Raw genomic sequence first — 26,136 nt, 5'->3', positions numbered from 1 at the left:
TCGATGATCCGCGACGCAAGGCGAGGGCGATATGGACGGCGGTCGAAATCATCCGCTGAGGGTGGCGCTAAGCGAGTTGATGCATCTGAGGGCGCTGCCGCTGGACCGCGCGCCGGTCCGGCTGCGCCAGTGGGTGTTCCTGGTAGACACCGCCGAACGCGCCGACGAAGCCGCCTTAATCGCCCTGGTTGCGCCAGGCCAGGATCCGGCGCTCGGCCGGGTTCTGGTGGCTGACGAGAACGGCGGCTGGCTTTGGGAGCGTCACCAGGAGTTCTCGACATGGACCTGGTTCGCCTACGGGCCGCTCGGCGACGCGCTGGGGTTCGAGGCGCAGCCGACAGACACCTTCTTCTGGCTGTACGGCGCGCCTGGCGAGGTCTTTCGGGGCGTTGAAATCTCGGTGTCCGCGCCCGGTGCGGAGCCGGCGTCCGAGGCCGCTCTGGGGCGTCATATCGACTTGCACCGCTGCGTCTCGTGCGAGGTGTTCGACGGCGCGGCGCGGATCTGGACCGACTTCCGTCTGCGCGAGGGCGGGACGGGTCGCATCCACGTCGCCAATCACAGCCTCGCCCATGACGAGGTGTCGCGGCTGGTCCAGACCCTGCTTGAGATCGGCAATTATCGAAAGCTGGCCCTCATCGGATTCCCACCGGCGCGGGAACTGCTGGCCTGGCTGGACGGCGCCGAGGGACGGTTGGCGGCGATCACCAGCGGCTTGGCGAAGGGGGATGACAGCCAGGCGGTGCTGGACCAGCTCCTGATCCTGTCGGCCGAGGTCGAGCTACGCGCCGCCAAGAACCAGTTCCGGCGCGGCGCGACGGAGTCGTACCACCGACTGACGCTGGACCGCCTGGAGGCGCTGCGCGAACGCCGCGTACCGGGCCATTCGACCATGAGCGAGTTCATCGCCCGCCGCCTGCTGCCGGCCATGCGCACCCGCGAGGCGGCGGATCGCCGCCTGGATGATCTGTCGCTGCGGATCGCGCGTAGCGGCGACCTTCTGCGCACCAAGCTTGGCCTGGCCCAGGACCGCCAGAACCAGGAAACCTTGCGCGGCATGGACGCCAGCTTGCAGCTGCAGACTAAGCTGCAGGGGCTGGTCGAGGGCCTGTCGATCTTCGCGGTCGGCTACTACGTCCTGGGCCTGCTGGGCTATCTGCTCAAACCCTGGCTCCACGGCTGGCCCGGCGCCGCAGAGCTTCTGTTGTCGGGCCTCGTCCCTCTAGTCCTGATCGTGGCCGCCGCTGGCCTGCATCGCCGCAAGAAGCGGTTGATCGGTGGGCGGGACTAGGTCCTTAGTCCCGGGCTTGGACCTCGACGCCTTCATTCGCGAACGTCTGCCGCTGGAGCCCGCGCCCGGCGTTCCCGAGGTGCGGCTGCATTGCGCCGGACCGCGTAGCGGCCTGTCACGTCTGGCTGAAGCCGACGCTGATTTCGGCTCGCCCTACTGGACCCGGCCGTGGGGCGGTGGACTGGTCCTGGCGCGGCATGTTTTGGATTACCCCCAGGTCGTGGCGGGGCGGCGCGTTCTGGATCTAGGCGCGGGATCGGGACTGGTGGCGATCGCGGCGGCCCTGGCGGGCGCGGCGGAAGTCATGGCGGTCGATGTCGATCCCCATGCTGTCGCAGCGGCGAGGTTGAACGCCGAGGCCAATGGCGTCGCGGTCCGATGCGTGCGGAACGATCTTCTGGAGGGCGAGCCGCCCGAGGTCGATCTCGTCTTGGTCGGGGATCTATTTTACGCGCTGGACCTGGCGACGCGGACCGAGGCTTTCCTGCGCCGGTGCCGCGCGGCCGGCGTCGCCGTGCTGATCGGCGATCCTTGGCGGGCGTCGCTGCCGACGGAGCGTTTGCGGGTGGTGGCGCGCCATGCCGTCACCGACTATGGCGATCCTGCCGGCGCGAGCCGGGAGGCCGCCGTCTTCGAACTGATCTAGGCTTAAGCCTTGCGGTTCAGCGTGATCGCCGCGCCGTGCTGCGGGCGGTCGTTGACCATGCCGCCGGCGCCATAGGTGGTGGCCGGCGCGGCGCGCTGGCTGGCGACTTCCTGGGCGATCGCATGGACGAGGCCCTCGGTGACGATCTTGGCGGCTTCCACGGCGCGCGACTGCCGGGCGAGGACCGCGTCGAAGGCCTCGGTCGCCCGCATCAGGCGCTGGCGAAGCTCCAGGCGCGCGCTTTCGACGAGGCCCACATTGGCCCGCACCCGCATCGACTCATGCCGGTAGAGATTGGCCAGCTTCGAGGCCTCCTCGACGAACTGGGCCGCGTCGTGCGGACGGTGGGTCTCGAAGGCGACGGCCTGCTTGGCGATCAGGTCGGTCAGGCGCTCGGTGAGCAGGATCAACTGATGGACGCGATCGTCGGCGTCGACGGCGGCGATGGCCATGACTCTACTCCTTCAGGCCTTGAAGCTTCAGCATTTCGCGCTGGATGGTGGAGGCGAGGCCCACGCCGCCGGCCTTGGCGATCTCCTTGGACATCGCATCGGTCAGGATCGACTTGAACATGGCCTCGCCGTTGCCGCCGCCGAACGGCGCGGAGGTTTTCACCCCCTCGAACATCTGCTGGGTCATCACCGATAGGAACGAGGCCTCGAACGTCTTGGCGGTCTCGGCGATCTGGGCGCGCTTGGCCTTTTCCTCGGCCGACATCGCCAGTTGCTTGGCGGTGACCGCGGCGGCGTCGATGCGCGGGGTGCTGGTCAGGGCGGAGAGGGCGCTCATCACATCACCTCGATATCGGCTTGCAGAGCGCCGGCGGCCTTCACCGCCTGCAGGATCGAGATCATGTCGCGCGGCGTGACGCCCAGCGCGTTGAGACCGCCGATCAGGCTCTTCAGCGACGGCGCGCCGCCCAGGGTGACAAGCTTCTTGCCCTTCTCCTCCTCGACATTGACCGTCGATTGCGGAACGACGGCGGTCTGGCCCTGGCTGAACGGGGCCGGCTGGCTGACGCCGGGGGTCTCCTGGACCGTGATCGTCAGATTGCCCTGGGCGATGGCCACCTGGCTGATGCGCACGTCGTCGCCCATGACGATGACGCCGGCCACCTCGTCGATCACCACCTTGGCGGGACCGTCGGGTTCGACCGTGAGGTTCTCGATGTTGGTCATGAAGCTGATCATGTCCATGCCGGGGGGAGGGCGGGTGGCGATGATCGTGGGGTTTTGGGCCTGGGCGCAGCCGGGGAACTTGGCGTTGATGGCGTCGGCGATGCGGCGGGCGGTGGTGAAGTCCGGATTGCGCAGGGTCAGGCGCATGATGTCCATATTGACCATCTGGAACCCGGTCTCGCGCTCGATCACGCCACCGCCGGCGATACGGCCGGCCGTAGGAACGCCCTTGGTCACCGAGCTGCCCGAGGCGCCGCCGGCCGAGACCGAACCCGTCTGCACCGTGCCCTGGGCGACCGCGTAGGTTTGACCGTCCGCGCCTTGCAGGCTGGTGACCAGCAGGGTGCCGCCCAGCAGGCTCTTGGCGTCGCCCAGGGTCGAGACGGTCACGTCGACCTTCGAACCCGAGGCCGAGAACGGCGGCAGGTTGGCCGTGACCATGACCGCAGCGGTGTTCTTGGTGTTCAGGTTGTTGTCGCGGACATTGACGCCCTGCCGCTCCAGCATGGCCTCAAGGCTCTGCTTGGTCATCGGCGCGTTGCGAAGGCTGTCGCCGGTGCCGTTCAGGCCGACGACGATGCCGTAACCGATCAACTGGTTCTCGCGGACGCCCTCGAAGGCGACGATGTCCTTGATCCGCGACTTGGCCAGGGCGGGCGCGCCCACCAGGCAAGACGCGGCGACCAGGGCGGTCAGAACGGTGCGAAAGAATGAACGCGGCATGGCTGTCCCGTGGCGGGGAAACGTCCCCGCGCCGCCCCATGCCAGAAGCGGGCCAGTTTCTTCAGCGTGTCCAAGCCCTTGTGACTCAAGGGATTCCGCGATTGGCGACCATATAGTCGGCGCCTCGCGGCAGATTCTGCCCGGCATTAACCATACTTCAAGCGCCGGGGCTGATAGTGATGCGGGTGGCGAGGTCAGTGACTCGCGCGCTTGGCTTGTGGAGCTGTCGGATGAAGGTTTCCAGCACGGGGGGCGTCTCGGCGACCGGCGCGTCGCGGGCCAAGCCGGCCGGTGGCTCGTCAGGCTTTTCGCTGCCCTCTGTCAACGCCGCTAGCGGCGCGGCCAGCACCGCTTCGGTGGGCGGCCTGACGGGCGTCGGATCGGTCGATGCGCTGCTCGCCCTGCAGGCCGCAGGCCCGGTGGGCGGCCCGCTGGAACGCCGCAAGCGGGCGGTGCGCCGCGCCGACAACATCCTGGACATCCTGGGCGAGGTTCGCATAGCCCTGATCGACGGCGAGATCTCGCATGGCGCGCTGGATCGCCTCTCGCGCGCCATCCGCGAGCAACGCGACGCCACCGACGACCCCCGCCTAGAGGGGGTTCTCAACGAGATCGAGACCCGCGCCGCTGTCGAACTGGCCAAGCTGCAGGTCCGGGCCGGGTAGCATGGCTTGCTGGGAGATCCGAACCGCACGATCTCCATGCCACGCTCGGTCCGCTCGCGCGTTTTCTCTGCATCATCGTCGCGCTTTTGGTGCCCGCGGGCGAAAGTGTTCCCCTGAACGCGCCGCTCACGCGAGGTTCATTGAACGCGGCTCACCTTTTGGTATAAGCACCCGGCCTTCGAGGGCTGAGTTCATTGGGGCGTGAGGCGTTAATGCAAACGGCCGAAGTTCTAGTAGAGAAATCCAACTACCGTCCTTCCGAGGACGAGCCTTTTATGAACGACCGGCAGCTTGAGTATTTCAAGCAAAAGCTGCTGGCTTGGAAGGAAGAGATCCTCCGCGAATCTCGCGAAACTGTCTCTCACCTCCAGAAAGAAACCGAGAACCACGCCGATCTGGCCGATCGTGCGTCCTCGGAAGCTGACCGGGCTCTTGAGCTTCGTACCCGTGATCGTCAACGCAAGCTGATCTCAAAGATCGACCAGGCCCTGCGCCGCGTCGAGGACGGCTCGTATGGCTATTGCGAGGAGACGGGCGAGCCCATCGGCCTGGCTCGACTTGAGGCTCGCCCGACGGCGACCATGAGCGTCGAGGCCCAGGAACGCCACGAGCGCCGCGAACGCGTCCACCGCGACGACTAAGCGCTGATCTGGCTGGCCCCTAGGGGCGACTGATGTGTTTCAAGCGGCCTTGGGCGGGGAGCCCGGGCCGCTTTTGTTTGGGCGCTGGCTCTTGCCAGGGACGGCGAGCTTTCGGAAAGTTAGGCCATGACCAAACGCTCCTCGTATCGCTTGGCCCTCCTGGCCGCCCTTGTCGCCGCCGGTTCGGCTTCTATCGCCTGTGCCAGAGAGACGCCCGCGACCGAGCGCTGGTGGGCGCACGTCAAGGTGCTGGCCGACGACAACATGGAGGGACGTCTGGCCGGCACGCCCGGCTACGACCGCGCTGCGGCCTATGTCGCCGACCGCTTCGCCGCCCATGGCCTGAAACCCGCTGGGACGCAGGGCTATCTGCAATCGGTGGCGTTCGCCGTGCAGCGCGTCTTCCCGGATCGCTCCTCCGTAACCTTGACCACGGCCGGCGTGTCGGCGCCGCTCGTTCTGGGGGAAGATCTGGTGCTCACCGCCCGGATCGCCCAACCCGCCAGTCTTCCGGACGCGCCGCTGGTCTTCATCGGTTATGGTCTGCACATGCCGGAAGCCGGACACGATGACTTCGCCGGCGTCGATCTGCGCGGCAAGGTCGCGGTGGTGCTGAGCGGCGGCCCATCGAACGTTCCAGCCTCGCTGCGCGCTCACGCCGCTCGGGAACGCTGGGAGTCGCTTGAGAAGGCCGGCGCCGTTGGCCTGATCTCCATCCAGAATCCCAAGCAGGTCGAGATCCCATGGGCGCGCTCCAAGCTTCGCGCGACCGAACCGGCCATGCGGCTTGCTGATCCCGCGCTGAACCCGGTGAAGGGCGAGTTCTTTACCGCCGCCATAAACCCTGCGCATGCAGGCAAGCTGTTTGTCGCGTCGGGGCGGACTCTGGAAGACCTGCTGGTCCTGGCGGACGCCGGCAAGGCGCTGCCCGGCTTCGCGCTGAACCAGAGCATCAAGGCGACAGTGGCGCGCGAGACGACCTCGGCCCTATCGCCGAACGTCGTCGCCTTGCTGCCAGGCTCGGACCCCGTCCTGTCTAAGGAATATGTCGTCCTCACCGCTCACCTCGACGGCCTGGGCGTGGGGGGCGCCATCGATGGGGATGCGATCCATAACGGGGCGATGGACAACGCCAGCGGCGTGGCCTCGCTGATCGAGCAGGCCGCGGCTTTGCAGGCGGGGACGCCGCCCAAGCGCTCGATCCTGTTTGTCGCGGTCACCGCTGAAGAGCAGGGGCTGCTGGGCTCGCAGTATTTCGCCGAGCGGCCGACCGTGGCCAAGTCCGCTATCGTCGCCAATGTGAACATGGACATGTTCATGCCGTCGCGTCCGGCGACCAACATAATCGTGATGGGCGAGGAGGAATCGACGCTGGGGCCTGTCGCCCGCCGCGCGGCCGCCAGCCAAGGCTTCACCGTCATGCCCGATCCGGCGCCGAACCAACTCTCGTTCGTGCGTTCGGATCAGTACAGCTTTATCCGGACCGGCGTCCCGGCCCTGGCCGGCCGTCTGGCGCATCCGGTCGGGTCGCCAGAAGCGGCGGCTGACCGCCAATGGCGCGCCGAGCGCTATCATGGGCCGAAGGATGATCTCTCCCAGCCCTTTGATCTCCCGACGGCGGTGCGGTTCAACGCCTATATGGCGACCCTGATCAGCGAGATCGCCAACACGCCCGAGCGTCCGCAGTGGCTCCCGAACAGCTTCTTCCGGCGGTTCGCGACCGGGAAGTAGGCTCCCTCGCGCTCCGCTCACTGAAAATGGCCCCAGGATCCTGGGGCCATTTTTTGTAGCGCGCCGGCCCCCTCTGCGCGGGAGGGCCGGCGTCCGTGACCTACTTCACCGGATTGCCGTCGGCGTCGATGTTCCGAGGCTCAAGACCCATGGCCTTGAGCTTGGGCTCGACGCTGGCCCGATCCCCGACCACGACCCAGACCAATTCGTCGGGCTTGATCACCTTTTTGGCGGCGGCCGTGGCGGCGTCGAGCGTCACCGAGCGAACATAGTTCGAGTAGTTCTCGGGATAGCTGTCGGGCAGGTTGAAGTTGACCAGTTCCGAGATCGACCCGCCGACGCCAGCGGCGGTTTCCCACGAGCCGGGCAGCGACAGGGTCAGGCTGTTCTGGGCCTTGGCCAGTTCGGCTGCGGTGACCGGCTTGTCGCCGATGATGCCCAAAAGCTCCTTGCGGGCTTCGGCGAACGACTCGGCGGTCTTGTCAGTCTGGACGGGCGCCAGGGCCATGAACAGGCGCGTGCCCCGCGCGCCCGTGACCAGGCTGCGGGCGCCGTATGACCAGTGCTTGTCCTCGCGCAGGTTCATGTTCAGGCGCGAGACGAAATCGCCGCCGAACAGGGTGTTCATGACGTCGATCGCAGCTTCGTCGCTCGGATCGCGCGGCGCGACCAGGTTGCCGACCATCAGCATCGACTGCTGAGCCCCGGGCTTGTCGATCAGATACACCGCGCCCTTCGTCGGGGCGGCGGTCACCGGCGGCTTGGCCTTGGCCTGGGCGCCAGTCCAGCTGCCGAGCTGCGCTTCCAGCTTCGGCATGATCTGGTCCAGCGTGGTGTCGCCGACAACGATCAGCGTGGCGTCCTTCGGCTGCAGCCAGGCCTTCTGGTAGGCGATCAGGTCGTCGCGCGTGATGGAGCCGACGCTGGCCTCCGTCGACAGCACGCCATAGGGGCTGGATGGGCCATAGGTGAGCACCGGGAGGATCCGCGAGGCCATGGCGTTCGGGTTTTGCTTGGCCTGCTGGATACCGGCGATCGACAGGCGCTTGCGGCGGGTCAGGTCGTCCGGCGTGTAGGCCGGATTACGCAGAATGTCCGCATAGAGCGCCAAGGCCGGATCGAGGGTCGTGGTCAGGGTGTTCAGCGAGACCGTCGAGGTGTCGAGGCCGTTGCTCGTCCGCACCGACGCGCCCAGTTGGGCCAGTTCGCGGCTCAGGGTGAGGTTGTCGCGTTGAGTGGTGCCTTCGGTCATCATGCCGACCGCCAGCGACGACACGCCGGCCTTGCCGGCGCTCTCGGCCGCCTGACCGGCGTCGAACAGTAGGCTCAGTTGAACCTGCGGTGTCTCATGACGCTCGGCCAGCACGACCTTCAGGCCGTTCGAGAGCACGCCCCGGTGCAGCTTCACGAAGCTCGGCGGCTTCTGGGCGCCGACTTCGGGCATCGCCTTGCGGTCGGCGCCGACGGCGGCGGCCTTGTAGTTGGGGAAGGGGCTTACGGTCAGGGTGAAGTCGCCGTCGCTGAGCCAGCGGCGGCCAGCGGCGACCAGATCAGAGGCCTTGGCCGCCTTCACGCGCTCCAGGCTGTGCTTATAGGCGCCGGCGTCGCCCAAATAGACTTGGTTTTGAGCCAGAATATCGGACTTGCCCCCAAACCCGCCGATCCGCTCGGCGCCCCGCACGACATTGGCGAGGTTGTTGGTGCGAACCTTGGCCACTTCCTCAGGCGTGGGTCCATCGCGCAGCAGGCGCTGAAACTCTTCGTCAAAAGCCTTTTCGACGGCCGCCGGATCGCCGCCGGGCTTGACGGTCAGGGTGACCAGGAACTGGCCGCCGATCTCGCTGGGGCTAACCCCGGCGCTGACGGCGGTCGCAGTCTGGTCGGTGAAGACCAGGCGCTTGTAGAGACGCGAGGTCTTGTCCGAGACCAGCACTTCGCCCAGCAGGTCCAGATAGTCGGTGTCGGCCGCGCCGAAGCCCGGCGTGTTCCACACCTTGTAAATCCGGGTCTGCGGCACGCGATCCTGCATCTCGGCGCGCTGCGAGCCGCTGCGCTTGGCGATCCATTCCTTCTGGCGCGTGACTGGCGGGCCCGAAGGGATATCGCCGAAGTACTTTTCGGCCTTGGCCTTGGCCTCCGCGACGGTGATGTCGCCAGCCAGAACCAGCGTGGCGTTGGCCGGACCGTAGTAGTTCTTGAACCAGGTCTTCACGTCGTCGAGCGAGGCGGCGTCGAGATCGGCCATCGAGCCGATGACCGAGTGGCCATACGGGTGATCCTTGGGATAGGTGCTCTCGGTGATGATGTCCCAGACTTGGCCGTAGGGCTGGTTCTCGCCCTGGCGTTTCTCGTTCTGGACGACGCCGCGCTGCTCATCCAGCTTGGCCTTGTCGATGGCGTTGACCAGCCAGCCCATCCGGTCGCTTTCCAGCCACAGCACCTGGTCCAGCGCCGCCGTCGGCACGTTCTGGAAGTAGTTGGTGCGGTCCTCGTTGGTGGTCCCGTTCATGTCGGTGGCGCCCAGCTTCTCCAGCGCCTTGAACCAGTCGTCGTTGAAGTGCTCCGAGCCGTTGAACATCAGGTGTTCGAACAGGTGCGCGAAGCCGGTCTTGCCCACCGGCTCGTTCTTGGAGCCGACGTGATACCAGATGTTCACCGCGACGATCGGCGCCTTGTGGTCCTCGTGGACGATGACGGTCAGGCCATTCGACAGCTTGAAGGTCGTGTGGGGGATGTCGATGCTCGGCAGGGCGGACGGCATGGCGCCCGTCACCTTGGCCGCAGCCTTCGGCGGCGCGGCCTTGGCGGGTGCGGCGGCCAGCGCCGGCGAGGCGGCGACAAAGGCCGCGATGGCGGCGGACGCGAACAGCTTCTTCATGGTGATTCCAGCTTGGAGGGCGCTCCCCGATGAGCGAGCGCACCGTAGGTTGCGGTTTAGGGGGATGGCAAGCATCAGGGGTCGCAGTTTGACCCTTGCGCCTACCAGAGAGTCTTGGCCGCCCGCTCCGGCCATGCGCGATCATAGGTCTCGCCGCCGATCTCGCCGCCCGTGGCGGCCGCAAGCATGGCGCCGGGCGTTGGAAGAGACCCGGGGTCTACTTGGCTTTCCTTCGTCCAGAGCCCGGAGCGCACGATCGCGCGGGCGCATTGGAAATAGGCTTCCTCGATGGTGACCACGGTCACGGTGCGCGGCGGCTTGCCGTCCACGGCGAAGCTGTCCAGCAGGGCCGGATCGGCGCTCAACACCGCGCGGCCGTTGACTCGAAAGGTCGTGCCGGAGCCTGGGATCAGGAACAATAGCGCTACGCGGGGATCGCGTACGATGTTGCGCAAGCTGTCCAGACGGTTGTTGCCGCGCCGGTCTGGCAGCATCAGGGTGCGCGGATCGGCGATGCGGACGAAGCCGGGCAGATCACCACGCGGACTGCAGTCCAGGCCCTCCGGGCCCACGGTCGCCAAGGCGACGAACGGCGACGCCTGGATCAGGGCCGCGTAGTGCGGTGTGATGTGGTCGGTGACCTTGACGGTCGAAGCCGGAACGGGCGCAGGCTGATACAGGGCCTCAAGCGCCTCGACGGTCGTGATCTCGTTCATCGCATCCCCCCCGCAGCCCCGCTTCTACGAGGCTCTGGCGGGCGCGACAACTCAGGCTGCAAAAGCGCGCGCGCAGGCCTCGGCCAGATGTCGCGGCGAGATCGGCTTGTCGACCACGGGCTTGAGACCGTCGCGCACCTGGTCGGCGTTGCCGGTGACATAGACGACCGGGATCTGACCGAGCTGACGCTGGATCGCCTCGACGGCCTCGACGCCGGTGCCGCCTACGATGCGGTAGTCGGCGGTGATCAGGTCGGGGGGATTGGCCAGCGCGAGGGCCAGCGCGTCGCCGGGGCTGTCGGCGATGTCAAAACTGGTAAAGCCCTGCTCCGCCAGAAGGGCTTCGACCTCGAACGCGACGAGGATTTCATCCTCGATGATCAACACGTGTCGGGCCTTCTCGTGCTCGGTCATCGCCGCAGCCTTCTCCGTCGTCCCAACGCTTACTTGAATGTGGTCTTGATGCGGCGCGCTAGTCGCGTTTTCGTGATCTGATGAAAAGCGCCCGTCTTTTCGATCGCTTCGGCTGCCTTGGGCCTTAAAGCGGGGTATGGAAGGGAAAAACAAGCCTTAGCAGGAGCGCCCCTTGTCTTTGATCCTCACCGAAAAGCGTGGTCACATCGCCATCCTGACCTTGAATCGCCCTGACGCCATGAATGCGCTGGGCGCGCCGGGCGACGGCGATCAGGTGGCGGCGGCCTGCGAGGCGATCAATGACGACCAAGACATCCGCTGCGTGATCCTGACCGGCGCCGGCAGGGCGTTCTCGGCCGGCGGCGACGTCAAGGCGATGAAGGCTCGCGAAGGCGCGTTCGGCGGCAACGGCGTCAAGGTGCGCGACGGCTATCGCAAGAACATCCACCGCATCGTGCGCGCCATCTACGGCCTGGAGGTTCCCTCGATCGCGGCGGTGAACGGCGCGGCGATCGGCCTGGGCTGCGATGTGGCCTGCATGACCGACATCCGCATCGCCGCCGACACCGCCCGCTTCGGCGTCACGTTCCTCAAGCTTGGTTTGATCCCCGGCGACGGCGGGGCCTGGCTGATGCCGCGCACCATCGGCATGAGCCGCGCCGCCGAGCTCCTCTTCACCGGCGACGTCATCGACGCCGCCAAGGCCGCCGAGTGGGGGCTGATCAGCAAGGCGGTCCCTGCCGGCGACCTGATGAGCGAGGCCCTGGCCCTAGCTCAACGGATCGCCCAGCAACCGCCGCACGCTCTGCGCATGGCCAAAAGCCTGCTCAAGCACGGCCAGACCGCCAGCTATGACACCCTGATGGAAATGAGCGCGGCGGCCCAGGCCATCGCCCACCACACCGAGGACCACATGGAAGGCGTCGAGGCGATCCTCGAAAAGCGCAGCCCCGTCTTCAAGGGCGCCTGAGGTCATGGGCAAGGAAGCGCGGGCCTGGGGTCAGCTCAGCGATGGCGAAAGCGAGGGCAAGCTCCTGTGGGAGCCGCCCAAGCTGATCTTCCGCGGCGCGGTGCGCGGCATCTATCAGGGCCACGCCTTGAAGAACGTCCGCGCCGAGGGCGACGATCTCGTCTTGAGCGACGGCACGCGCTTCACCCTGGATCCCGGCCAAGCCGACAAGTGGGTGTACGCCATCCTCAACCCGCCCTCGCGCCTGGACAAGCTGGGCGTGAAGCCCGGCATGACCGTGGTGATCGACGGGGTTGAGGACGAGGTGTTCCTGGAAGAGCTTTCGAGCCGGGTGGAGCCGGTCGACGCCGACGAGGATATCGACATCCTCTTCCTGGCCGCCGAGGACCTGGCTGATCTCGACCGCATGGACGACTGGAAGGGCGCGCTGGCCGACAAGGGCGCGATCTGGGTCGTCTCGCAAAAGGGCAAGGGCGCGCCGCTGAAGGACACCGACATCCTCGGCGCCGCGCGCGGCCTGGGGTTCTCGGACACCAAGGTCTGCGGGTTCTCGAGTACGCACACGGCGCTGCGGTTCGTGCGGCGCAAGGGCGGGTAAAGGCAGCGGCTTAAGGGGACGACGCTGGGGGCTGTTCGGACCCAAAAAGGAGGTTCAAATATGCAGCCTCACGTCCATCTATCCCGACCTCCCCGGCGAATGCTGGGGCCCAGATTCATCCGGGGCGGTTAGGGATGACGCGCTCAGCCGCCGCGCCTTGCGAGTAAGCCTCGGTGGGTTCGATCTGGGCCCCGGCATTCGCCGGGGAGGTCGGGTTTCCAGAAGTAGGCTGGAGGCTGCTCTTCGCCCTTAGCGGACCTTGGAAACATCGGCGGCGACGCCGGAAGCGAGCCCACGCTGCAAAGCCCTTAGCAGTCGCCGCTGCTCCGCCTCGCTCCGATAGAGGAAGTCGTAGGGCAGGCCCAGCCGAACGCTGGCCTGGCAGGGTGGGGCGCTTCTGATCGCGATCCGGTCGGCCAGCTTGCCAGCGGCCTTCAGGGCGGCCGCGTCTGTCCAGGTAAGATCGTATTCACGCCCCAACGCCAGCTTGCGCCGCACTATTGGCGGCAGAAGCAAGACGGCGGCTCGCGCCAGAGCGCGGTGCAGGGGTCTCGGCACGGCCGGGGCGGCCTTGCCGGAGCCGATCGTCTGTAGAAATTCATCGACGATCGGATGCGGCTCGAAGCGTGGCGACAGCGCCTGCAGCATCGCCATGAACGCGGCCTCCGAGTCCGGCGAGACCGTCGCGCCATAGAGATGGGCGACGGGCGCTGCCTCTTCATAAAAGCGGGTTTTCTCAGCCTCGGTCAGCGGTTCGACGAACCGGTCATAGGCGGTGACGAAGCCATAAACCGCCGTGGCGGCGACCCAGTTCAAGAGGTCGGGGTCCAGCGCCCGGTAGCCTTCGCCGCCCGGCGTCTCGCCCGACACGCGGGCGTGCATATTGTTGACGCCCTGGATCACCCGCCGCGCCGCCGAGGCCGGGCCATAGACCCCGATCAGGGCGGCGGTCCCGGTGCGCATCGCCCGGCCCAGAGGATCGGCCTTGAAGGTCGAGTGGTCCCATACCCCCGACCGGATGCGCGGTTCGGCGAACTCCAGCAGCACCGCCGCCACGCCCCCGACCGCCAGGGCGATCGGGTTCTTGTACACACGCCAGTGCATCGAGCCGGGGTCCAGCAAGGCGGGCTCGCGGGGCGGGTTGGCGTAGTCGATCTTCCAGCCGAGATAGGTGGATGGGCGGGCCATCAGCGCTCCTTGCGCTGCAATCTCGGCGCTCAGGAGGCGGACCGCAACTGAACCGCTGCGACCCTGCCAACCCGATCAGGCCGGTTCCAGCACCTTCTCGGCCTTCGCCTTGGCGGCCGCGCCGGTCTTGCGGCCGAACTGCATCACCCCGTCCTCGACCTTGCCCATGCGCAGGGTCATCAGGTCCAGCGCATAGTTCTGGTGTACCTTCCACGGCTTGCGCGTGCCCTGCTTGGGGAACTGGCCGATCGAACGGGTGATGTATCCCGACGAGAAGTCCAGCCACGGCGCGGCGTCCACCTCGCCGTCGAGGCGCGGCACGCAGTAGTCGGCGCCGGTGCGGTCCATGTGGTTGAGCAGGCGGCAGACATATTCGCTGGTCAGGTCGGCCTTCAACGTCCAGCTGGCGTTGGTGTAGCCGAACACCGAGGCCAGGTTCGGCACGTCGCTGAACATCATGCCCTTGTAGCTCATCGACTGCGACAGGTCGGCGACCTTGCCGTCGACCACGACCTCCATGCCGCTCAGCAGCTGGAGCTGCAGGCCGGTGGCGGTGACGACGACATCGGCGTCCAGGGTCTTGCCGGACTTCAGCAGGATGCCGGTCTCGGTGAAGCTGTCGATGTGGTCGGTGACCACGGAGGCCGCGCCGGTCTTGAGGGCGTCGAACAGATCGGCGTCGGGCACGAGACACAGGCGCTGGTCCCAGGGATTGTAGCGCGGCGTGAAGTGGGTCTCGACGTCGTAATCAGGACCCAAGTGCTCGCGCACCATGCTCAGCAGGCGCTCCTTGGTTTTCTCGGGCTTCTTGCGGGCGAGGTTGAAGAAGAGGAGCTGGAAGATCACGTTCTTCCAGCGCGTAATGCCGTAGGCGGTCATGGCCGGCAGTTTCGAGCGCAGCCAGTTGGCGATCCCGTCCTCGGCCGGGCGCGACACCACATAGGTCGGCGAGCGCTGCAGCATGGTGACGTGGGCGGCGGTCTTGGCCATCTCCGGCACCAGGGTGACGGCGGTGGCGCCGCTGCCGATCACCACGACCTTCTTGCCGCTGTAGTCGAGGTCTTCGGGCCAATGCTGTGGATGGACGATGCGGCCCTTGAAGCGGTCGGTCCCGGCGAAGTCCGGCGTATAGCCCGCCGAATAACGGTAGTAGCCCGAACACATGTGCAGGAAGCGGCAGGTGAAGGTGACGGGCTTGCCGTTGTGCTCGGCCTCGACGGTCCAGGTTGCGGTCTCCGTGGACCAGCTGGCGCGCTTGACCAGATGTTTGAAGCGAATGTGACGATCGATGTCGTTCTCGCGCGCGGTCTCGCGCACATAGTCGAGGATCGACGGGCCGTCGGCGATGGCCTTGGCCGCTTTCCAAGGCTTGAAGCTGTAGCCCAGGGTGTACATGTCGCTGTCGGAGCGGATGCCGGGATAGCGGAACAGGTCCCAGGTGCCGCCGATCGCCTCGCGTCCTTCCAGGATCGCGTAAGTCTTTCCCGGGCAGTGCTTTTGCAGGTGATAGGCCGCGCCAATCCCCGAAAGTCCCGCGCCCACGATCAGTACGTCGACATGCTGCATGGCCATATGTGTCCCGCCCCCTTTGGGAAGCGCGGCGCGCTTCCATGGTCCCAACGCGTGCGCCCGACGGTTGACCCGACGCGGCTTATGTGAACGCTGTTCACCAACAAACGACCGTTTTGACCGAACGTCAACCGGGACCCGTCGGCGGCGATGCGGGTTTTGATTGCGTACGGAAGGGGCGGGGGCTTAAGCGGTGTTCCATGTCCCTTCGTGACTTTGGCCTTCTGGTGCTGATCTGCCTGATCTGGGCCGGCAGCAACATCATCTCCAAGCTGGTGGTCGCCCACTGGGGCGTACCGCCGCTCTACTATGCCGCCGTGCGCTTCGCCCTGGTGGCGGCGCTGACCTTGCCCTGGCTGCTCCCCGCGCCCCGGCCGACCTGGCAGATGGTGCTGGTCGGCCTGCTGATGGGCGGCGGCAACTTCGCCCTGCTGTTCATGGGCTTCCAGACCGCTTCGCCGTCGGCGGCTTCGGTGGTGATCCAGGTCGGCGTGCCGTTCACGACCCTGCTGTCGGTGGTGATGCTGGGCGAGAAGATCCGCTGGCGCCGGGGCCTGGGCATCGCGCTCACCCTGATGGGGGCGGTGGTCGTGATGTGGAGCCCCAAGGGCATCGAGCTTTCGGCGGGCCTTTGGCTGATCGTCGCCGCCGCCTTCACCGGTTCGCTGGGCGCGGTGATGATGAAGCAGATCGAGGGGGTTAAGCCGCTGCAGTTCCAGGCCTGGGTCGGCTTTTCCTCGCTCTGGCCGCTGGCGGCGATGAGCGCCTTCATGGAGCCGGGGCAGGTGGCGGCGGGCTTTGCCGCGGGCTGGCCGTTCGTCGCGGCGGTGGTGTTCTCGGCCGTGGTGGTTTCGATCCTGGCCCACACGGCCTATTACGGCCTGATCCAGCGCTATGAGGCCAATCTGATCGCGCCGCTGACCCTGATGACGCCGCTCTTCACGATCGGTCTGGGCGTCGTGGTCACCCACGACCACTTCGATCTGCGGATGGGGATCGGCGCGGCTCTGGCGCTTCTGGGTGTTCTGATCATCGCGCTTCGGCGGAATCAGGTCATGCCCCTGCTGATTTCGCTGCGGAGCCGCCTGCAATGAGCCTGTCCCTGATCGAGGCCCCGTCGCCCAATTTCGACGCCCGCAAGGCCGTGCCTGACACGGTGATCCTGCACTACACCGGTATGGAGACCGGCGAGGAGGCGATTGAGCGTCTGCGCGATCCTGAGGCCAAGGTCAGCGCCCACTACTGTGTCGAGGAAGACGGCCGCATCGTGCGTCTGGTGCCCGAAGAGCGTCGGGCTTGGCATGCCGGCGCCGCCTTCTGGAAGGGCGTCAAGGACATCAATTCGGCCTCGATCGGCGTCGAAATCGTCAATCCTGGTCACGAGTTCGGCTATCGCCCATTCCCCGAGGCCCAGATCGCTGCGGTGATCAACCTGCTGGCCGACGTCCGCTCGCGCTGGATGATCCCTGACAGCCGCATCCTCGGCCACTCTGATGTCGCCCCCGCGCGCAAGATCGATCCGGGCGAGCTCTTCCCCTGGAAGCGCCTGGCCGAGAGCGGCCATGGCCTGTGGATCGAGCCGCCGCCGTCGCCGGGCGCGCCGCTGGGGCAGGGCGAGGAGGGAACTGGCGTCTTCGCGCTGCAGGCTGGCCTAACGCGCCTGGGCTATGACTGCGCGCCCAGCGGAAAGTACGACGAATGGACCACCACTGTGGTCTCGGCTTTCCAGCGCCATTGGCTGCAGAGCCGCTTCGATGGGATCGCCGACGGCGAGACCCGGGCGCGTCTGGTGGGCCTGCTGCGCGCGGCGGCCGACTGATGCATCCGGCCAAGCCGTTTCATGTTGAGGATCGCGCGGTCCTGCTCGCCTTCCTGCGCGCGCATCCGTTCGTGACGATCGCCGCCAGCGTGGGCGGACGGCCGTTTGTCGCCCAGTCGCCGATTGTGATCCGCGAGTTGGATGGCGAGATCGCGCTCGACTTTCACCTGTCGCGCGGCAATGTCCTGACGCCGCACCTGACACAGGGCTTCCGGGCGGTGGTCCTGGCGACGGGCCCGGACGCCTATGTCAGCCCTGACTGGTACGAGAGCCCCGATCAGGTTCCGACCTGGAACTATCTGTCGGTGGAGGCGGAGGGCTCGGTCGCGCCGCTGAATGACGAGGAACTGATCGCCCAGCTGGATGATCTCTCGGCTCAGGAAGAGGCGCTGCTCGCGCCGAAGGCGCCCTGGACCCGTCACAAGATGAAGGCCGGCAAGTTCGAAGGGCTCCTGCGCGGGATCATGGGCGGGCGCCTGTTCGTCGAGCGGCTGGAGGGCACCTTCAAGCTGTCGCAAAACAAGTCCGACGCCGACCGCCTGGGCGCGGTGAAGGGGCTGGGCGATCATCCGATCGCGGAGCTGATGAAAAAGCTCCCCTAATCTCGTCATCCCGGAAGCGCGTAGCGTTATCCGGGACCCAGGGGCCGCCAGCGCGGCGCTCCCGCACTCCTGGGTCCCGGCTCTACGCTCCGCTTCGGCCGGGATGACGAAGCGTTTGAATCTCCAGGTACAGTTGACGTTTCTCCCTCACCCCGTCAAACACCGTCCCGGACCAGATGATCGGGCGGTCGCGTCGTCTTCGGACGCCGAGGAAAGTCCGGGCTCCACGGTGACAAGGCGGTGGGTAACGCCCACCGGGAGCGATCCCAGGGATAGCGCCACAGAAAGCAAACCGCCTCCCGTTCGCGGGCGGTAAGGGTGAAAGGGTGGGGTAAGAGCCCACCGCGGACCTGGTGACAGGGACGGCATGGCAAGCCCCGCCTGGAGCAAGACCGAATAGGGATCCCGCGTCGGCCTCGCGTCGACTAGGCCGTCACTGGCCGAGAGGATCCGGGTAGGTCGCGAGAGCCGTCCAGCAATGGCCGGCCTAGAGGAATGATCGTCACCGTCCTTTCGAGGGCGGAACAGAACCCGGCTTACAGATCATCTGGTCCATTTTGACGGGGGGGAGCGCCCCCTCCGTCTCGCCGCCTGTTGCGGCGATCCACCTCCCCCGCAGGCCGGGGAGGATGCGCGGCTTCCTCCTCACCCGTGCAACGGGGGGTGTCGCGCGGCGAGGCCGCGTGACGAAGGGAGCGCGCTCTCCCTCCCCAGCCATGGGCTCAACTGACACCGCACGCCTCGCTCATTCATGAGTTCTGTGTATGTTCTGTGGATTAACTTTGCGCCTCCGTGAACAAGGGGTGCGACATCTTTGAAATTGCGATGAATTGCTATGAGGTGTCATTGTATCCCAGTTCATCCCATGTTAACCCAATTCTCGTCGGAGCGAGGGTGGTGGCTCGCTGACCGGCTTGGGTCTGGCGGGGTTTAAGCTTCAGTGTTTCTCTCGACGTTCGAGAAACAGCTCGACAGCAAGCGGCGCATCGTCGTGCCGCAGGAATTCCGCGCGGCCGTCTCGGGTCCCTTCGACGGCATCTTCTGCTTCCCCTCGATCGAGGCCGACTGTCTGGAGGCGGGCGGCAAGGCGCTGTTCGATCGCTATCTGGCGTTGATCGACGAGATGCCGTTCGGCGATCCCACCCGCACCGCGCTGGAGACCAGCATCCTGGGCGGCATGGCCCGGCTGACCTTTGATACAGCTGGTCGCATTACGCTGCCCGACCATCTGTGCGACATGTTCGGCCTTACGGATTCGGTGGCCGTCGTCGGTATGGGTGAGCGTTTTCAGATCTGGTCGCGCGAGGCCTTCCAGGCCCATCGCGCGCAGCAGCGTGACCTAGCCCGCGAAGGTTTGGCGGCCCTGCGCGCCCAGCAGCGCGCGGCCAAGTTCGGAGGCGCATCGTGAGCGCCGCCCCGCATATCTCGGTCCTTCTGGACGAGGTCGTCGAGGCGCTGGACGCCAAGCCCGGCGACGTCGTCGTCGACGGCACCTTCGGGGCGGGCGGCTACACCCGCGCGGTATTGCCGACCGGCGCCAGCGTCGTGGCCTTTGACCGCGATCCGACCGTCCGCCAGTTCGCCGAAGGCTTGCCGGCTGATCGCTTCCGTCTGGTCCAGGCTCGTTTCTCCGAAATGCTCGAAGAGCTGGGGCCGGAGAGCGCCGAGGGCGTGATGCTGGATCTGGGCGTCTCGTCCATGCAGCTGGACCAGGCCGAGCGCGGCTTTTCGTTCATGCGCGACGGGCCGCTCGACATGCGAATGGGCGATGCCGGCCCCACCGCTGCCGATCTCGTGAATACGCTGGACCAGACCGAGCTCGCGCGGATCCTCTATGTCTATGGCGAGGAGCACGCCTCGCGCCGTATCGCCAGCTTCATCATCCGCCGCCGCGAGGAGCGCCAGTTCGAGCGCACCCTGGACCTGGCCGAGGTGATCGAGCGCGCCGTCGGCGGCCGCAAGGGCGCCAAGGTCCATCCGGCCACCCGGTCGTTCCAGGGGCTGCGCATCGCGGTCAATGACGAGCTGGGCGAGCTCGAGGCTGGCCTCGCCGCCGCCGAACGGGTGCTCAAGCCCGGCGGGCGGCTGGTGGTGGTGACCTTCCATTCGCTGGAAGACCGGATCGTCAAGGCGTTCCTGGCCGAGCGGGCAGGCAAGACGCCGGGCGGTTCTCGCCATGCGCCGCCGGTGCAAGCGGGCGCGGCTCCTAGCTTCCAACTGATTTCCAACAAGGCTATCGCCCCGAGCGAGGCTGAGTTGGCCGTCAACCCGCGCGCCCGCTCCTCGAAGCTGCGCGCGGCCGTTCGCACCGAAGCCCCTGTGTGGGAGGCTTCCGCATGACCGCCGTCGGCGTTTTCAACCGACGGGTCCGGGGCTTCCGCGTCGTGGAAGTGGTGGGCTTGTGCATCCTGCTCAGCCTGGTCACCGGCGTCTATCTGGCCAAGACCTTCGCCGGCCGCGAGCGTCAGGAGATCGCCCGCATCGAGCAGGAGATCGAGGAGGAGGCCGCCCGCAAGCGACTGCTCGCCGCTGAGGTTGCGCACTTGGAGCAGCCCCGCCGGATCGAGCAATTGGCGCAGATGATGCAGCTGAAGCCGATCGCGCCAGACCACGAGATCACCGAAGACGCCTTGATCGACGTGGCGCGCCGCCGTGAGCTGCCCAAGGCGCCTGTGTCCGCTACGCCGGTCACGCCGGAAGCGCTCGCCGCTGACGGACCCGAGGCCTTGCCGGACGATGCTGTCGTCCCGCCGCCGCCCGTCGCGCAAGGGGCGTTGCGATGAGCCTTTCGAACCTGGGTCCCGGCGGTATTCAATCTCCGCTCTGGCGCTGGGTGGTCGAGCGCGTCTGGCGGCTGGAGCATGCGTTCGAACGTTCTCGCGCCGCCGCCCGGCCCGAGGACGACACCCGCATCCGTATCTTCCTGGTCATGGGCTTCTTCGGCCTGTGCTTTGTCGGGGTGAGCCTGGGCGCAGGCTGGTCGGCGCTGTTTTCGCGCGCGGGGCAGGGCAATGGTTACACCCTCGGCGTCGAAGGCGCGCGGGGGGACGTCGTTGACCGTAACGGCGCGCTGTTGGCCGTGGACCTGGCCCACTATGCGCTCTACGTCGACCCTCGCGAGGTGTGGGACGCCAAGGAGACCCGCGCGGCGCTCGGCAAGGCGTTGCCACAAGTGCCCGCCAAGCGCCTCGACAAGGCGGTCTTTGGCGATCACCGCGCCTTCGTCCTGGGCGGTCTGACGCCGGACGAGAAGGACGCCATCTTCAACCTGGGTCTGCCGGGGGTGTCGTTCGAGGAGCAGGAGCGGCGGATGTATCCGCTGGGCCCGACGGCGGCCCATCTGATCGGCTTCGTCGACAGCGGCGGCAAGGGCCTGGCCGGCGCCGAGCGCGCTCTGGATGATCCCATCCGCAAGGCCGCCGGCGGCGAAAGCGGGCCCACCCAGCTGTCGATCGACGTACGCGTACAGGCCGCGCTCGAAGACGAGCTGCGCAAGGCCGCCGAGGAATTCACGCCCAAAGGCGCTGTCGGTCTCGTGACCAATGTCCACACGGGCGAAATCCTGGGCATGGCCAGCTGGCCCGACTACGACGCCAACGAGGCTGGCGCGGCCACCAACGATCAGCGCCTCAACCGCGCCGCAGCCTCCGTCTATGAGATGGGGTCGACGTTCAAGGCCTTCACCGTGGCGATCGGTCTCGACACCGGAGTGGCGACGGCCGCTTCGACCTTTGACGCTCGTGAGCCCTACAAGCTGGGCTACCGTACGATCCACGACTATCACGCTACGCGGGCGGTGCTGAACCTCGTCGAGGTCTTCCAGCACTCGTCGAACATCGGCACGGCGATGCTGGCCGAGCGCGTGGGCGGCCAGCGCCTCAGCCAGTACTTCATCAATCTGGGCCTGACCAAGCCGGCCAAGGTCGAGCTGCAGGAGTCGGCGCGCCCCTTGACCCCTCGCAAGTGGGACCAGGACACCGTGGCCTCGACCTCGTTCGGTCACGGCATGAACATCTCTCCGCTGGCTCTGGCCCAGGCGATGAACGCGTTGCTGAACGGGGGCGAGATGCGCCCTCTGACGATCCGCAAGCTGCCGCCGGGCGTGCGTCCCGAAGGCAAGCGCGTGCTGTCGGAGCACACCTCGGCCGAGATGCTCAAGATCATGCGCGCCAATGTCGTGCCCGGCGAGGGCGGTAGCGGCGGCAAGGCCGACGTGCCCGGGCTGTCGGTCGGCGGTAAGACCGGCACGGGCGAGAAGTACGACCCCGCGATCCGGCGCTACAACCACCAGCGTCAGGTCTCTTCGTTCGCCGCCACCTTCCCGACGGATGGTCCCTTGGAGGCCGACCGCTACTTCGTGCTGATCCTGCTGGACGAACCGAAGGGCAACGCCAGGTCGTTCGGTTTCTCGACCGGCGGCTGGGTCGCCGCGCCGGCGGCAGGCCGGGTGATCGAACGCATCGCGCCGTTCCTCGGCGTCAAACGCAAGACCGAGCTGGTGACCATCGCCAGCTCGCCCAAGAACGCCGCGCCGGAGGCGGGCCTATGACCAGACGACTGTCAGACCTGTTCAACCGTCCCTTCGCCAGTGATCCGGTGATCGCGGGCGTCACCGCCGACAGCCGCAAGGTCACGACGGGCTGGCTGTTCGCCGCCTTGCCGGGGACCAAGGTCGACGGCCGCGACTTCGCCGAAGGAGCGGTGGCCAAGGGCGCAGCCGCCATCCTGGCGCCCGAGGGCGGACTCGAGGGGCTGGGCGTTCCAGTGGTCCGTTCCGAGGACGCGCGTCGCGCCTACGCGCTGGCCTCGGCGGCCTTCTGGGGCAAGCAGCCGGCCATGTGCGTGGCCGTCACAGGCACCAACGGCAAGACCTCGGTCGCTGGGTTCTGCCGTCAGATCTTCGCCAAGCTGGGCCACACGGCCGCCAGCATGGGCACCCTGGGCGTGGTGGTCAGCCAACCCGGCCAGCCCGACCAGCAGTTGACCCCGCCGGGTCTGACCACGCCCGACGCCGGTGATGTCGCCGAGATGATCGCGCGCCTCGCCGATATGGGCGTCACCCATCTGGCTCTGGAGGCCAGCTCGCACGGCGTCGACCAGCGTCGTATCGACGGCGTCAAGCTGAGCGCCGCCGGCTTTACGAACTTCACCCAGGACCACCTCGACTATCACGGCTCGATGGAGGCCTATCGCGCCGCCAAGCTGCGTCTGTTCGACACGCTTACCCCTGCGGGCGCCATGGCGGTGCTGAACGCCGACAGCGAGGCGTTCCCGAACTTCGCCGCCGCCGCAGTCACCTCGGGCCAGAGCGTGTTCTCCGTCGGCGAGGACGGGCAGGGGCTGCGCCTGCTGTCGCGGACGCCGACGCCCGCCGGTCAGGACCTGGTCGTCGAGGCCGACGGCGTGGTCCATCACCTCAAGCTGCCGCTGGCCGGCGCCTTCCAGGCCTCGAACGTGCTGGTCGCGGCCGGGCTGTGCATCGCCGCCGGCGAGGACAGCGCCAAGGTTCTTAAGGCCCTCGAAAGCCTCGAAGGCGCGGCCGGACGCCTGCAGCGCGTCGGACGCGGTCCCAAGGGCGGCGAGGCCTATGTCGACTACGCCCACACGCCCGACGGCCTGCAGACCGTACTTGAGGCTCTGCGTCCGCATACCGCTGGCAAGCTGATCGCGGTGTTCGGCGCCGGTGGCGATCGCGATCGCGGCAAGCGTCCCCTGATGGGCGCGATCGGCGCCCGCCTCGCCGACATCGCCATCGTCACCGATGACAATCCGCGCTCGGAGGATCCCGCCTCGATCCGCGCCGCCATCTTGGAGGCTGCGCCGGGCGCGCGCGAGATCGCCGACCGTCGCGCCGCCATCCGCGCGGCTGTCGAGCTGATGGCCGAGGGCGATGTGCTGGTCGTCGCTGGCAAGGGCCACGAGCAGGGCCAGATCGTCGCCGGCGTCGTGCATCCGTTCGACGACGTGGCCGAGACCCTGCAGGCGCTGGAGGGTGTCGATGCCTGACGCGCTCTGGACAGCTGACGAGATCGCCCGAGCGGTCGGCGGCAAGGTGGCTGGCGACTTCTCGGTCTCCGGCGTTTCGATCGACACCCGGACGGTGGAGCCGGGCGATCTCTTCGTGCCGCTGGTTGGCGTGCGGGATGGTCATGACTTCGTTCCGCAGGCGATGGCCAACGGCGCGGCCGGCGTCCTAGCGGCCAAGCCCGTCGAGGCGCCGGCCGTGATGGTCGCCGACACCTTCAAGGCGCTGGAGGCCCTCGGCGTGGCCGCCCGCGAGCGTGCGCCCCAGTGCAAGCGCGGTGCCGTGACGGGCTCGGTCGGTAAGACCAGCGTCACGCGCGCCATCGAGGCGGGCCTGCGCCTGGCGGGCAAAGCCCACGCCTCGGTCAAAAGCTACAACAACCATATCGGCGTGCCGCTGACCCTGGCGCGGATGCCGCGCGACACCGAGCGCGCAGTGTTCGAAGTGGGCATGAACCACGCTGACGAGATCGTCCCGCTGTCGGGCTTCGTCCAGCCGCACGCGGTGGCGATCACCACGGTGGGGCCGGTTCATATCGAAAACTTCCCCGATGGCGAGACGGGTGTCGCGCGCGCCAAGGCCGAGATCTTCGCGGGTCTGCAGCCGGGCGGTGTCGCCGTTCTGAACGCCGACAACCGTTGGTTCGACTTCCTGAAAGCCGAGGCCGAAAAGGTCGGCGCGACCGTCTGGAGCTTTGGCGAGGCCGCTGGCGCGACAGCGCGGCTCACCGGTTTTACTGTGGAGGGCGACGGCGCCGTGGTGTCCGTTAACCTGCGGGGTGAGGCGCTCAGCTTCCCGATCCGCCAGACGGGCGTCCACTGGGGTCCTAACAGCCTTTGCGTGCTGCTGATGCTGGAGGCGCTGGACGTGCCACGCGAGACCGCCCTGGCGGCTCTTGCGGCGTTCGCGCCGATCGAAGGGCGCGGCGCGGAGAAGACGATCCGCATCCCAGGCGGCGCCTTCACCCTGGTTGACGAGAGCTATAACGCCAACCCCGTCTCGATGCAGGCCGCGCTCAGGACCCTGGGCGCACGCAAGGTCGCTGGCCGCCGGGTGATCGCGCTAACCGACATGCTCGAATTGGGCGAGGGCAGCGCACGGTTTCACGCCGAGCTTGCAGAGCCGATCGCGGCTGCGAACGTCGACATGGTTTTTCTCGCGGGCGTCCACATGAAATCGCTGTGGGAGGCGCTTCCTCCGACTCGGCGGGGCGGCTACGCGGAGGTTGCTGAAAAGTTAACGTCGGCGCTGGCGGGGGCCGTGCAGCCCGGCGACGTGGTGATGGTGAAGGGGTCGAACGGCTCAAAGGCCGGCGTTCTCGCCGCCGCCTTGGCTGCGCTCGATCTTGGGGAACAGGGCTGATGCTGTACCTGCTGTACGAATGGCTGGCGCGCTCGCAAGAGCACCTTCCGGCTCTGAACCTGTTGAAATATCTGACGTTCCGGTCAGGCATGGCGATGCTGACGGCCTACATCGTGGCGGTCGCGATGGGCTCGCGCTTCATCCGCTGGATGAAGGCCAAGCAGGGCAAGGGCCAGCCGATCCGCACCGACGGCATCGCGCGTCACGTCACTGAAAAGGCGGGCACGCCCACCATGGGCGGCTTCATGATCCTGGCGGGCCTGTTCGTCGGCGCGCTGCTGTGGGCCGACCTGCGCAACGTCCATGTCTGGGTCGTGCTGCTGGTCACCGGCAGCTTTGGTGTGCTGGGCTTCATGGACGACTACGCCAAGGTCACCAAGCAGACCACGGCGGGCCTCTCCAGCGTCCAGAAGCTGATCGCTCAGTTCATCGTCGCGATCATCGCCACGGTGATCCTGATCGTCTTCGCGCCCAAGTCGCCGATGACGCCGAACCTCGAGACCAGTCTCGTCTTCCCGATCTTCAAGGCGCTGGTGATCAATCTGGGCTGGTTCTACGTGGCCTTCGCCGCGTTCACCATCGCGGGCTTCTCCAACGCGGTGAACCTGACCGACGGCCTAGATGGCCTGGCCATCGTGCCGGTGATGTTCGCCGCCTCGACCTTCGGTCTGATCGCCTACCTCGTGGGCAACTACAAGTTCGCCGACTATCTGAACCTGCACTTCGCGCCGGGCGTCGGCGAGCTGGCAGTGCTGTGCGGCGCGATCATCGGCGGCGGCATGGGCTTCCTCTGGTACAACGCCCCGCCGGCCAAGATCTTCATGGGCGACACCGGTTCGCTGGCCCTGGGCGGCGCCCTGGGCGCGATCGCCGTCTGCGCCAAGCACGAGCTGGTTCTCGGCATCGTCGGCGGCCTGTTCGTGGCCGAGGCGCTGAGCGTCATGATCCAGGTCGCCTACTTCAAGAAGACCGGCAAGCGGGTCTTCTTGATGGCGCCGATCCACCACCATTTCGAGAAGTTGGGCTGGCCTGAGTCCACTGTCGTGATCCGCTTCTGGATCGTGTCGATGATCCTGGCCTTCATCGGCCTGGCCACACTGAAGTTGCGGTAGGGAGTGGC

Annotated in this window: 25 protein-coding genes, 1 other RNA gene and 1 pseudogene; 19 read left to right on the top strand and 8 right to left on the bottom strand. The window is 67.0% G+C overall.

Annotated elements, in window-relative coordinates; translation table 11 throughout:
• Positions 1–31: 31 nt before the first annotated feature.
• Both ACT53N_RS18300 and ACT53N_RS18295 read left to right on the top strand, forming a co-directional pair.
• The gene (locus tag ACT53N_RS18300) at positions 32–1,291 is read left to right on the top strand and encodes a DUF3422 domain-containing protein (protein WP_476065220.1); all 1,260 of its coding nucleotides are present in this window, start codon (positions 32–34) and stop codon (positions 1,289–1,291) included.
• Between the two features lie 16 nt (positions 1,292–1,307).
• A complete protein-coding gene (locus tag ACT53N_RS18295) occupies positions 1,308–1,937 on the top strand; it encodes a class I SAM-dependent methyltransferase (RefSeq protein ID WP_476065219.1) in 630 nt (209 codons plus the stop codon).
• Between the two features lie 2 nt (positions 1,938–1,939).
• Here ACT53N_RS18295 and flbY read toward each other — a convergent pair whose 3' ends face one another.
• Genes flbY through ACT53N_RS18280 form a run of 3 tightly spaced genes read right to left on the bottom strand, consistent with a single transcriptional unit; the run spans position 1,940 to position 3,838 of the window.
• A complete protein-coding gene (gene flbY / locus ACT53N_RS18290; RefSeq protein WP_476065218.1) occupies positions 1,940–2,389 on the bottom strand; it encodes a flagellar basal body protein FlbY in 450 nt (149 codons plus the stop codon).
• Positions 2,390–2,393: 4 nt separating this feature from the next.
• On the bottom strand, positions 2,394–2,726 hold the full coding sequence (locus ACT53N_RS18285) for a rod-binding protein (RefSeq protein WP_476065217.1): 333 nt from the start codon (positions 2,724–2,726) through the stop codon (positions 2,394–2,396).
• Positions 2,726–3,838, bottom strand: a complete 1,113-nt coding sequence (locus ACT53N_RS18280; RefSeq protein ID WP_476065216.1) for a flagellar basal body P-ring protein FlgI — start codon at positions 3,836–3,838, stop codon at positions 2,726–2,728. The genes ACT53N_RS18285 and ACT53N_RS18280 overlap by 1 nt, the downstream gene beginning before the upstream one ends.
• 230 nt (positions 3,839–4,068) lie before the next feature.
• On the opposite strand from ACT53N_RS18280, the gene fliX reads away from it, so the two are divergent.
• From fliX to ACT53N_RS18265, 3 genes are all read left to right on the top strand, one after another.
• On the top strand, positions 4,069–4,503 hold the full coding sequence (gene fliX / locus ACT53N_RS18275; RefSeq protein WP_310209637.1) for a flagellar assembly regulator FliX: 435 nt from the start codon (positions 4,069–4,071) through the stop codon (positions 4,501–4,503).
• Between the two features lie 212 nt (positions 4,504–4,715).
• Complete coding sequence (gene dksA / locus ACT53N_RS18270; protein ID WP_476065253.1) at positions 4,716–5,144, top strand: RNA polymerase-binding protein DksA; 429 nt, start codon at positions 4,716–4,718, stop codon at positions 5,142–5,144.
• 126 nt (positions 5,145–5,270) lie between these two features.
• Positions 5,271–6,875 carry a M28 family metallopeptidase gene (locus ACT53N_RS18265; protein ID WP_476065215.1) on the top strand — a complete coding sequence of 535 codons (1,605 nt, stop codon included), beginning with the start codon at positions 5,271–5,273 and terminating at the stop codon, positions 6,873–6,875.
• A 100-nt stretch (positions 6,876–6,975) separates the two neighbouring features.
• On the opposite strand, the gene ACT53N_RS18260 is transcribed toward ACT53N_RS18265, so the two are convergent.
• The 3 genes from ACT53N_RS18260 to ACT53N_RS18250 are packed head-to-tail and all read right to left on the bottom strand — an operon-like array spanning position 6,976 to position 10,883.
• The gene (locus tag ACT53N_RS18260; RefSeq protein ID WP_476065214.1) at positions 6,976–9,828 is read right to left on the bottom strand and encodes a M16 family metallopeptidase; all 2,853 of its coding nucleotides are present in this window, start codon (positions 9,826–9,828) and stop codon (positions 6,976–6,978) included.
• A gap of 26 nt (positions 9,829–9,854) precedes the next feature.
• The gene (locus ACT53N_RS18255) at positions 9,855–10,469 is read right to left on the bottom strand and encodes a pyridoxamine 5'-phosphate oxidase family protein (RefSeq protein ID WP_476065213.1); all 615 of its coding nucleotides are present in this window, start codon (positions 10,467–10,469) and stop codon (positions 9,855–9,857) included.
• 51 nt (positions 10,470–10,520) lie between these two features.
• Positions 10,521–10,883 carry a response regulator gene (locus tag ACT53N_RS18250; RefSeq protein ID WP_476065212.1) on the bottom strand — a complete coding sequence of 121 codons (363 nt, stop codon included), beginning with the start codon at positions 10,881–10,883 and terminating at the stop codon, positions 10,521–10,523.
• A gap of 172 nt (positions 10,884–11,055) precedes the next feature.
• Between ACT53N_RS18250 and ACT53N_RS18245 the strand changes: the two genes are divergently transcribed.
• The 3 genes and pseudogenes from ACT53N_RS18245 to ACT53N_RS18235 form a co-directional block, all read left to right on the top strand.
• Entirely contained in the window at positions 11,056–11,853 is a 798-nt protein-coding gene (locus ACT53N_RS18245) for a crotonase/enoyl-CoA hydratase family protein (RefSeq protein ID WP_476065211.1), read from the top strand.
• A 4-nt stretch (positions 11,854–11,857) separates the two neighbouring features.
• Positions 11,858–12,451, top strand: coding sequence for a DUF3052 domain-containing protein (locus ACT53N_RS18240; protein ID WP_476065210.1), 594 nt, complete (start codon positions 11,858–11,860; stop codon positions 12,449–12,451).
• Positions 12,452–12,608: 157 nt separating this feature from the next.
• Positions 12,609–12,701 (top strand): annotated as a pseudogene (locus ACT53N_RS18235) (hypothetical protein); the annotation flags it as partial.
• Here the strand turns inward: ACT53N_RS18235 and ACT53N_RS18230 are convergent.
• Complete coding sequence (locus ACT53N_RS18230) at positions 12,701–13,639, bottom strand: oxygenase MpaB family protein (RefSeq protein WP_476065209.1); 939 nt, start codon at positions 13,637–13,639, stop codon at positions 12,701–12,703. The pseudogene ACT53N_RS18235 and the gene ACT53N_RS18230 sit on opposite strands and share 1 nt — an antisense overlap.
• Before the next feature lie 75 nt (positions 13,640–13,714).
• The gene (locus ACT53N_RS18225) at positions 13,715–15,211 is read right to left on the bottom strand and encodes a flavin-containing monooxygenase (RefSeq protein ID WP_476065208.1); all 1,497 of its coding nucleotides are present in this window, start codon (positions 15,209–15,211) and stop codon (positions 13,715–13,717) included.
• Between the two features lie 197 nt (positions 15,212–15,408).
• Between ACT53N_RS18225 and ACT53N_RS18220 the strand changes: the two genes are divergently transcribed.
• The 11 genes from ACT53N_RS18220 (at position 15,409) to mraY (ending at position 26,128) form a co-directional block, all read left to right on the top strand.
• A complete protein-coding gene (locus tag ACT53N_RS18220; protein WP_476065207.1) occupies positions 15,409–16,302 on the top strand; it encodes a DMT family transporter in 894 nt (297 codons plus the stop codon).
• Positions 16,299–17,027, top strand: coding sequence for an N-acetylmuramoyl-L-alanine amidase (locus tag ACT53N_RS18215; RefSeq protein WP_476065206.1), 729 nt, complete (start codon positions 16,299–16,301; stop codon positions 17,025–17,027). The genes ACT53N_RS18220 and ACT53N_RS18215 overlap by 4 nt, the downstream gene beginning before the upstream one ends.
• The gene (locus tag ACT53N_RS18210) at positions 17,027–17,629 is read left to right on the top strand and encodes an FMN-binding negative transcriptional regulator (RefSeq protein WP_476065205.1); all 603 of its coding nucleotides are present in this window, start codon (positions 17,027–17,029) and stop codon (positions 17,627–17,629) included. Before ACT53N_RS18215 ends, ACT53N_RS18210 begins: the two co-directional genes overlap by 1 nt.
• Before the next feature lie 172 nt (positions 17,630–17,801).
• Positions 17,802–18,184: RNase P RNA component class A (rnpB, locus tag ACT53N_RS18205), an RNA gene on the top strand.
• 385 nt (positions 18,185–18,569) lie between these two features.
• Entirely contained in the window at positions 18,570–19,037 is a 468-nt protein-coding gene (locus ACT53N_RS18200) for a division/cell wall cluster transcriptional repressor MraZ (RefSeq protein WP_476065204.1), read from the top strand.
• A complete protein-coding gene (gene rsmH, locus ACT53N_RS18195; protein WP_476065203.1) occupies positions 19,034–19,969 on the top strand; it encodes a 16S rRNA (cytosine(1402)-N(4))-methyltransferase RsmH in 936 nt (311 codons plus the stop codon). The genes ACT53N_RS18200 and rsmH overlap by 4 nt, the downstream gene beginning before the upstream one ends.
• Positions 19,966–20,412, top strand: a complete 447-nt coding sequence (gene ftsL / locus ACT53N_RS18190) for a cell division protein FtsL (RefSeq protein ID WP_476065202.1) — start codon at positions 19,966–19,968, stop codon at positions 20,410–20,412. The genes rsmH and ftsL overlap by 4 nt, the downstream gene beginning before the upstream one ends.
• Positions 20,409–22,178, top strand: a complete 1,770-nt coding sequence (locus tag ACT53N_RS18185) for a peptidoglycan D,D-transpeptidase FtsI family protein (protein WP_476065201.1) — start codon at positions 20,409–20,411, stop codon at positions 22,176–22,178. Before ftsL ends, ACT53N_RS18185 begins: the two co-directional genes overlap by 4 nt.
• Positions 22,175–23,635 carry a UDP-N-acetylmuramoyl-L-alanyl-D-glutamate--2,6-diaminopimelate ligase gene (locus ACT53N_RS18180; RefSeq protein ID WP_476065200.1) on the top strand — a complete coding sequence of 487 codons (1,461 nt, stop codon included), beginning with the start codon at positions 22,175–22,177 and terminating at the stop codon, positions 23,633–23,635. The genes ACT53N_RS18185 and ACT53N_RS18180 overlap by 4 nt, the downstream gene beginning before the upstream one ends.
• A complete protein-coding gene (locus ACT53N_RS18175; RefSeq protein WP_476065199.1) occupies positions 23,628–25,016 on the top strand; it encodes a UDP-N-acetylmuramoyl-tripeptide--D-alanyl-D-alanine ligase in 1,389 nt (462 codons plus the stop codon). The genes ACT53N_RS18180 and ACT53N_RS18175 overlap by 8 nt, the downstream gene beginning before the upstream one ends.
• The gene (gene mraY / locus ACT53N_RS18170) at positions 25,016–26,128 is read left to right on the top strand and encodes a phospho-N-acetylmuramoyl-pentapeptide-transferase (RefSeq protein ID WP_476065198.1); all 1,113 of its coding nucleotides are present in this window, start codon (positions 25,016–25,018) and stop codon (positions 26,126–26,128) included. Before ACT53N_RS18175 ends, mraY begins: the two co-directional genes overlap by 1 nt.
• Positions 26,129–26,136: the final 8 nt, after the last annotated feature.

This window comes from Caulobacter sp. DMC95 (assembly GCF_056313785.1).
Note: the sequence above shows the minus strand (reverse complement) of the source record. Positions and strands in the feature narration are given on the sequence as shown.

Excerpts from the sequence above, each read along its gene's own strand:
- mraY (WP_476065198.1), top strand. The coding sequence starts at position 25,016 with ATGCTGTACCTGCTGTACGAATGGCTGGCGCGCTCGCAAGAGCACCTT.
- ACT53N_RS18285 (WP_476065217.1), bottom strand. The coding sequence starts at position 2,726 with ATGAGCGCCCTCTCCGCCCTGACCAGCACCCCGCGCATCGACGCCGCC.
- ACT53N_RS18210 (WP_476065205.1), top strand. The coding sequence starts at position 17,027 with ATGCATCCGGCCAAGCCGTTTCATGTTGAGGATCGCGCGGTCCTGCTC.
- ACT53N_RS18280 (WP_476065216.1), bottom strand. The coding sequence starts at position 3,838 with ATGCCGCGTTCATTCTTTCGCACCGTTCTGACCGCCCTGGTCGCCGCG.
- ACT53N_RS18180 (WP_476065200.1), top strand. The coding sequence starts at position 22,175 with ATGACCAGACGACTGTCAGACCTGTTCAACCGTCCCTTCGCCAGTGAT.
- dksA (WP_476065253.1), top strand. The coding sequence starts at position 4,716 with ATGCAAACGGCCGAAGTTCTAGTAGAGAAATCCAACTACCGTCCTTCC.
- ACT53N_RS18255 (WP_476065213.1), bottom strand. The coding sequence starts at position 10,469 with ATGAACGAGATCACGACCGTCGAGGCGCTTGAGGCCCTGTATCAGCCT.
- ftsL (WP_476065202.1), top strand. The coding sequence starts at position 19,966 with ATGACCGCCGTCGGCGTTTTCAACCGACGGGTCCGGGGCTTCCGCGTC.
- ACT53N_RS18175 (WP_476065199.1), top strand. The coding sequence starts at position 23,628 with ATGCCTGACGCGCTCTGGACAGCTGACGAGATCGCCCGAGCGGTCGGC.
- ACT53N_RS18220 (WP_476065207.1), top strand. The coding sequence starts at position 15,409 with ATGTCCCTTCGTGACTTTGGCCTTCTGGTGCTGATCTGCCTGATCTGG.
- ACT53N_RS18225 (WP_476065208.1), bottom strand. The coding sequence starts at position 15,211 with ATGGCCATGCAGCATGTCGACGTACTGATCGTGGGCGCGGGACTTTCG.
- ACT53N_RS18185 (WP_476065201.1), top strand. The coding sequence starts at position 20,409 with ATGAGCCTTTCGAACCTGGGTCCCGGCGGTATTCAATCTCCGCTCTGG.
- ACT53N_RS18250 (WP_476065212.1), bottom strand. The coding sequence starts at position 10,883 with ATGACCGAGCACGAGAAGGCCCGACACGTGTTGATCATCGAGGATGAA.
- ACT53N_RS18230 (WP_476065209.1), bottom strand. The coding sequence starts at position 13,639 with ATGGCCCGCCCATCCACCTATCTCGGCTGGAAGATCGACTACGCCAAC.
- ACT53N_RS18260 (WP_476065214.1), bottom strand. The coding sequence starts at position 9,828 with ATGCTTGCCATCCCCCTAAACCGCAACCTACGGTGCGCTCGCTCATCG.
- ACT53N_RS18215 (WP_476065206.1), top strand. The coding sequence starts at position 16,299 with ATGAGCCTGTCCCTGATCGAGGCCCCGTCGCCCAATTTCGACGCCCGC.
- ACT53N_RS18300 (WP_476065220.1), top strand. The coding sequence starts at position 32 with ATGGACGGCGGTCGAAATCATCCGCTGAGGGTGGCGCTAAGCGAGTTG.
- ACT53N_RS18265 (WP_476065215.1), top strand. The coding sequence starts at position 5,271 with ATGACCAAACGCTCCTCGTATCGCTTGGCCCTCCTGGCCGCCCTTGTC.
- ACT53N_RS18240 (WP_476065210.1), top strand. The coding sequence starts at position 11,858 with ATGGGCAAGGAAGCGCGGGCCTGGGGTCAGCTCAGCGATGGCGAAAGC.
- fliX (WP_310209637.1), top strand. The coding sequence starts at position 4,069 with ATGAAGGTTTCCAGCACGGGGGGCGTCTCGGCGACCGGCGCGTCGCGG.
- flbY (WP_476065218.1), bottom strand. The coding sequence starts at position 2,389 with ATGGCCATCGCCGCCGTCGACGCCGACGATCGCGTCCATCAGTTGATC.